The organism is Nocardioides dubius, from assembly GCF_039528155.1.
GTDB classification, from domain to species: Bacteria; Actinomycetota; Actinomycetes; order Propionibacteriales; family Nocardioidaceae; genus Nocardioides; species Nocardioides dubius.
The window spans coordinates 387,412-392,091 of the sequence record NZ_BAAALG010000013.1 but is presented as its reverse complement, the minus strand read 5'-3'; the positions used below and the strand labels follow the sequence as shown (position 1 = coordinate 392,091).

The 4,680-nt window shown below is 71.6% G+C and carries 5 protein-coding genes; all 5 read right to left on the bottom strand.

Going from position 1 to position 4,680, the window contains the following annotated elements; translation table 11 throughout:
- Positions 1–41 precede the first annotated feature (41 nt).
- Genes ABD151_RS18970 through sfnG form a run of 5 tightly spaced genes read right to left on the bottom strand, consistent with a single transcriptional unit; the run spans position 42 to position 4,590 of the window.
- Positions 42–548 carry a flavin reductase family protein gene (locus tag ABD151_RS18970; protein ID WP_343996392.1) on the bottom strand — a complete coding sequence of 169 codons (507 nt, stop codon included), beginning with the start codon at positions 546–548 and terminating at the stop codon, positions 42–44.
- Positions 545–1,063, bottom strand: a complete 519-nt coding sequence (locus tag ABD151_RS18965) for an NADPH-dependent FMN reductase (protein ID WP_343996391.1) — start codon at positions 1,061–1,063, stop codon at positions 545–547. Before ABD151_RS18965 ends, ABD151_RS18970 begins: the two co-directional genes overlap by 4 nt.
- The gene (locus tag ABD151_RS18960; RefSeq protein ID WP_343996390.1) at positions 1,060–2,226 is read right to left on the bottom strand and encodes an LLM class flavin-dependent oxidoreductase; all 1,167 of its coding nucleotides are present in this window, start codon (positions 2,224–2,226) and stop codon (positions 1,060–1,062) included. The genes ABD151_RS18965 and ABD151_RS18960 overlap by 4 nt, the downstream gene beginning before the upstream one ends.
- A gap of 34 nt (positions 2,227–2,260) precedes the next feature.
- Entirely contained in the window at positions 2,261–3,478 is a 1,218-nt protein-coding gene (locus tag ABD151_RS18955) for an SfnB family sulfur acquisition oxidoreductase (protein WP_343996389.1), read from the bottom strand.
- Positions 3,478–4,590: a dimethylsulfone monooxygenase SfnG gene (gene sfnG, locus ABD151_RS18950; RefSeq protein ID WP_343996388.1), complete on the bottom strand. Its 1,113-nt coding sequence runs from the start codon at positions 4,588–4,590 to the stop codon at positions 3,478–3,480. Before sfnG ends, ABD151_RS18955 begins: the two co-directional genes overlap by 1 nt.
- Positions 4,591–4,680 lie beyond the last annotated feature (90 nt).

Genomic DNA, 4,680 nt, shown 5'->3' with positions numbered 1-4,680 from the left:
GGAGTCGTGGTGCGGGGCAGGGCGGGACCTGCCCCGCGGGCTCACACCGAGAGCCGGGTGAACCCGCTGCGGTGGAAGACCAGCGGCTGGGTGCCGTCGGCATGGGCGACCGCGTGCAGCTGGAGCAGCACGATGGTGTGGTCTCCGGCCTCGACCTCGCGGTAGATCGAGCAGTCGAAGCGGGCCAGGCCGTCGTCGAGGGTGACCGCGCCCTGCTCGGTGCGGCTCACCTCGACGCCGTCGAAGCGACGCTCGGGTACGCCGGCGAGCTGGCGGCAGACAGCACCGTGGTGGTCGGCGAGAACGGTCAGCCCGAGGTGGTCGGCGCGGCGCAGGTCGGGCCAGGTCTTGGAGGTGTTGGCGACCGAGAAGGAGACCAGCGGCGGCTCCAGGCTGACCGAGGTGAACGAGCTGGCGGCCAGCCCGACCAGCTCACCGTCGACCTCGGCGGCCACCGCGACGACGCCGCTGGGGAAGACCCCGAACGCCTCACGCAGCCGCTGCGGGTCGAGGTCCTGGTTGGTGGTCAGCTCGGCGACGATGCTCATGCGGGGGCTCCTTGGGTGTGGTGGAGGAGCGCGCCCACCAGCGGACGAGCGCGCTGCAACCAGTCGGCGTAGGCCGACGGATCGTCATGGCGGGAGTCGGTGACGTAGAGCCCCGTGGTCGGGACGGCGGCACCGAGCAGGCTCAGCAGAGGGCGCAGGGTGTACTCGACGGCGAGCTCGTGGCCCGGGCCGGCGCCCAGCATCAGTGGAACTCCGACGCCGCTCAGCTGGCCGGCGCCGAAGCGGTCGAGGAAGAGCTTGAGCAGCCCGGTGTAGGAGGCCTTGTAGGTGGGGCTGGCGACGACCACCAGGTCGGCGGCACTCACCTCCTCGACCAGCCGAGCGACTCGCTCCGAGCCCCAGTCGAGGAGCTCGCCGGAGAGCTCGGCCAGATCGACGACCAGGTCGGGCTCCCGCCCGGCGAGCTCGCCGGCCAGATAGGTGGCAGCGGCGAGGGTTCGGCTGGCGGGCTTGGGATTGCCCACCACCACGGCGACCTGCACGGCCCGGCTCACGAGGCCGACACCTTGGCACCCGCGAAGGGCACGCTGGTGGGGACCGAGCGCTGCGGGCGCGGGTCCTGCCACCGGCCGCGCTCGGCCAGGATCGGCAGCACGCCCTCGCCGAACCAGTAGGCACCCTCCAGGTGCGGATAGGCGGAGAGCACGAACTCCTCGATCCCGATCTCGGCGTACTCCTCGATCAGGTCGGCGACCTCCGTGTGGCTGCCCACCAGCGCCGTGCCGGCGCCGCCGCGCACCAGGCCGACGCCGGCCCACAGGTTCGGGTAGATCTCCAGCTTGTCGGCGCGACCACCGTGCAGCTCCAGCATCCGGCGCTGCCCCACGGACTCACTGCGCGCGAGCCCGGCCTGGACGCCGGCGATCGCCTCGTCCGACATCTGCCCGAGCAGGCGGTCGGCCTCGGCCCAGGCTTCGGCGGAGGTGTCGCGGGTGATCACGTGCAGCCGGATGCCGAACCGGATCTGGCGCCCCTCGGCGGCCGCGAGCTCGCGGATCCAGGCGATCTTCTCGGCCACCGCGGCCGGTGGCTCGCCCCAAGTCAGGTAGACGTCCGCGTGCCGCGCCGCGACCCGGCCGGCAGCGGGCGAGGAGCCACCGAAGTAGATCTCCGGGGCGGGGCTGGGGATCTGCACCAGCGTGGCGTCCTCGACGGCGATGTGCTCGCCCTTGAAGGTGACCGTCTCCCCTGCCCAGAGCCGGCGCACGACCTCCAGGAACTCGTCGCAGCGCTCGTAGCGGGCGTCCTTGTCGAGGAAGTCGCCGAACATCCGCTGCTCCTGGCTCTCGCCACCGGTGACCACGTTCAGCAGCAGGCGCCCGCCGGTCAGGTTCTGGAAGGTGCCGGCCATCTGCGCGGCCAGGAACGGCGCGACCAGGCCCGGCCGGAAGGCGACCAGGAACTTGAGCCGCTCGGAGGTCTGCGCCAGCATCGCGGTGCTCAACCAGGCGTCCTCGCACCAGGCGCCGGTCGGCGTCAGCGCGGCCTCGAAGCCGTTGTCCTCGGCGGCGCGCGCGACCTGGGTCAGGTAGGCGACGTCGGCGGGCCGGCCGTTGGGACCGGTGGAGACACCGTGGCCACCAGCGATCACATGCCGGCCGTCGCCGCCGTTGGTCGGCAGGAACCAGTGGAACTTGAGCGGGGTGGCGGAAGCCATGGGGGTCACTCCTCAGGGTGGTTCGGGGGTCGGTTCAGATCTGGCCGTGGTTGGGCGGCAGCGTGCCGTCGAGGGCGAAGCGGCCGAGGTGCTGGACCTTCCAGGCAGCCGGGTCGTGCAGGGTGTGCGTGCGGGCGTTGCGCCAGTGCCGGTGCAGGTTGAGCCCGTCCAGCGCGGAGCGGGTGCCAGCCACCTCGAAGAGCCCGCTGGACACCTCGACGGAGGCACTGGTGCTGCTGGCCCGGGCTGCGGCCACTGCCAGGCTGGCCGCGGCCGCCGACTCGGCGGTGAGCCCACGCTCCGCCTCCTCGACCGCGCGCGCAGCCTCGGCGAGCAGTGCCTCCGCAGCGCGCACACTCACCTCGAAGGCACCGAAGCGGTGCACGATCAGCGGGTCGTCGGCGGCCCGCTCGACGCCGGCATCCGGGTAGGGCCGGCTCTTCTCCCGGACGAACCGGGATGCCTCGCTCAGCGCGCCGCGGGCGATCCCGGTGTCGATCGCCGAGTGCACCAGCTGCGCCCAGGCCCCGTAGACCTGCGGGCGCTCGAAGGTGAGGTGGAAGGGCGTGATCAGCGCGTCGGGGACGGCGACGTCGTCGAGGCGGACCGTCCCGGAGGCCGTGGTGCGCTGGCCCATCCCGGCCCAGTCGTCGACGACGGTGACCCCGTCGGCCCCGCGCTCCACCCAGGCGACGTGCAGCGGGCCGTCGACATCGAGGTGCGCGAGCACCGGAATCCAGTGCGCGAAGAGCGCGCCGGTGCTGTAGCCCTTCTCGCCGCGCAGCCGCCACCGGCCGGCGCCGTCGGGGTGCAGAGTGGTGCGGATGTCGCGCACATGCCGGGTGCCGACCTCCGATTGCGCATTGCCGAACCGCTTGCCGGCCAGCACCTGCCCGAGGAGGAACCGCTGCTGCTCCGGGTTCCCGTTCTCACGCAACGCGTTCACGTAGGCGAAGTGGCTCTGCGGGATCTGCGCGATGGACGGATCGGCGGTGGCCAGCAGGCGGATCACCTCGGCGACGGCGACCGGCCCGAGCCCGGCGCCACCGAGCTCGGCCGGCACGGTGATCGCCAACAGCCCGGCGTCCGAGAGCTCGTCGAGCTCGGCGAGCGGAAGCACCCGCTCGGCGTCGCGATGCGAGGCCGTCTCGGCGAACCGTGCCGCCAGCTCGGCGGCGACGGCGACCGCCTGCGCGGCGTCGAGCACCGGCACCGCGGTCCCGACGCCGTCCGCCGTGAGCAGCAACGACATCAGGCGGCCCGCTCGGCCTCGGCGGCCTCCAGCTCGCGGATGATCGGCAGCACCTTCTCGCCGAAGTACTGCACCTCCTCCTGGAAGTGCAGGAAGCCGAGGAGCAGCAGGTTCGCACCGCGGCGCTTGTACTCCAGTGCCCGGTGCGCGACCTGCTCGGGGGTGCCGATCAGTCCGGTCCGGAAGCCGTCGTTGTACTGGACCAGATCGGCGAACTCGGAGTCCTGCCACATGCCCTGCTTGTCCCCGGTGGACTGGCCGGCCTGCTTGACCGCGGAGCCGAAGCCCTCGACCGCCTCGCGGTCGGCGTTGGCGATGATCTCGCGCAGGGTCTCGCGAGCCTCGGCCTCGGTGTCGCGGGCGATCATGAACCCGTTGACGCCGAACTTGATCGTGCGGCCGTTGGCGGCGGCCTGCGCGGAGACGTCCGTGACCTGCTCCTCGATGCCCTCGGGGGTGTTCCCGTTGGCGAAGTACCAGTCGCTGACCCGGCCGGCCATCGCCCGGGCGTCGGTGGAGTTGCCGCCCTGGAAGATCTCCGGGTGCGGGCGCTCGGCGGAGTTGAGCGGCTTCGGCTTCAGGTCGAAGTCGTGCAGGCGGTAGAAGTCGCCCTGGAAGTCCGCGTGCTCGGAGGTCCAGATCTCGCGGATGTAGGAGATGAACTCCTCGGCGCGCCGGTAGCGCTCGCCGTGCTCGAGCCACGGCTCGCCGAGCTTGGTGAACTCGTCCTTGAACCAGCCCGAGACCACGTTGATCGCGGCCCGCCCGCCGGAGATCTGGTCGGCGGTGGCGATGTACTTGGCCAGCACGCCCGGCTGCCAGAGTCCGGGGTGGACGGCGGAGATCACCTTGAGGCGCTCGGTGGCGAGCAGCAGCGCGAGGCTGAAGCTGGTCGACTCGTGCTGGTGGGCGGCGCCATAGGAGGCCATGTAGCGCACCTGGGTCAGGGCGTAGTCGAAGCCGTTGCGCTCCGCTAGCTGCGCGAGCACCTTGTTGTACTCGTAGCTCCAGTCCGTGCGCTGCTCGACCTTGCTGACCACGAGGCCGCCGCTCACGTTGGGCACCCAGTACGCGAACTGCAGCGGCTGGGCGGCACCCGAAGACTTCGTCATCCCGAACTCCCTAATGTTTATTACTTGACTGGACTTTATCTGGTTAGCGCGGGAGCCCCAAGCCAGGACTCCCCCGGAACGAGCGACCCG

Coding starts and splice junctions, on each gene's coding strand:
- ABD151_RS18970 (WP_343996392.1), bottom strand. CDS start 548: ATGAGCATCGTCGCCGAGCTGACCACCAACCAGGACCTCGACCCGCAG.
- ABD151_RS18960 (WP_343996390.1), bottom strand. CDS start 2,226: ATGGCTTCCGCCACCCCGCTCAAGTTCCACTGGTTCCTGCCGACCAAC.
- ABD151_RS18955 (WP_343996389.1), bottom strand. CDS start 3,478: ATGTCGTTGCTGCTCACGGCGGACGGCGTCGGGACCGCGGTGCCGGTG.
- sfnG (WP_343996388.1), bottom strand. CDS start 4,590: ATGACGAAGTCTTCGGGTGCCGCCCAGCCGCTGCAGTTCGCGTACTGG.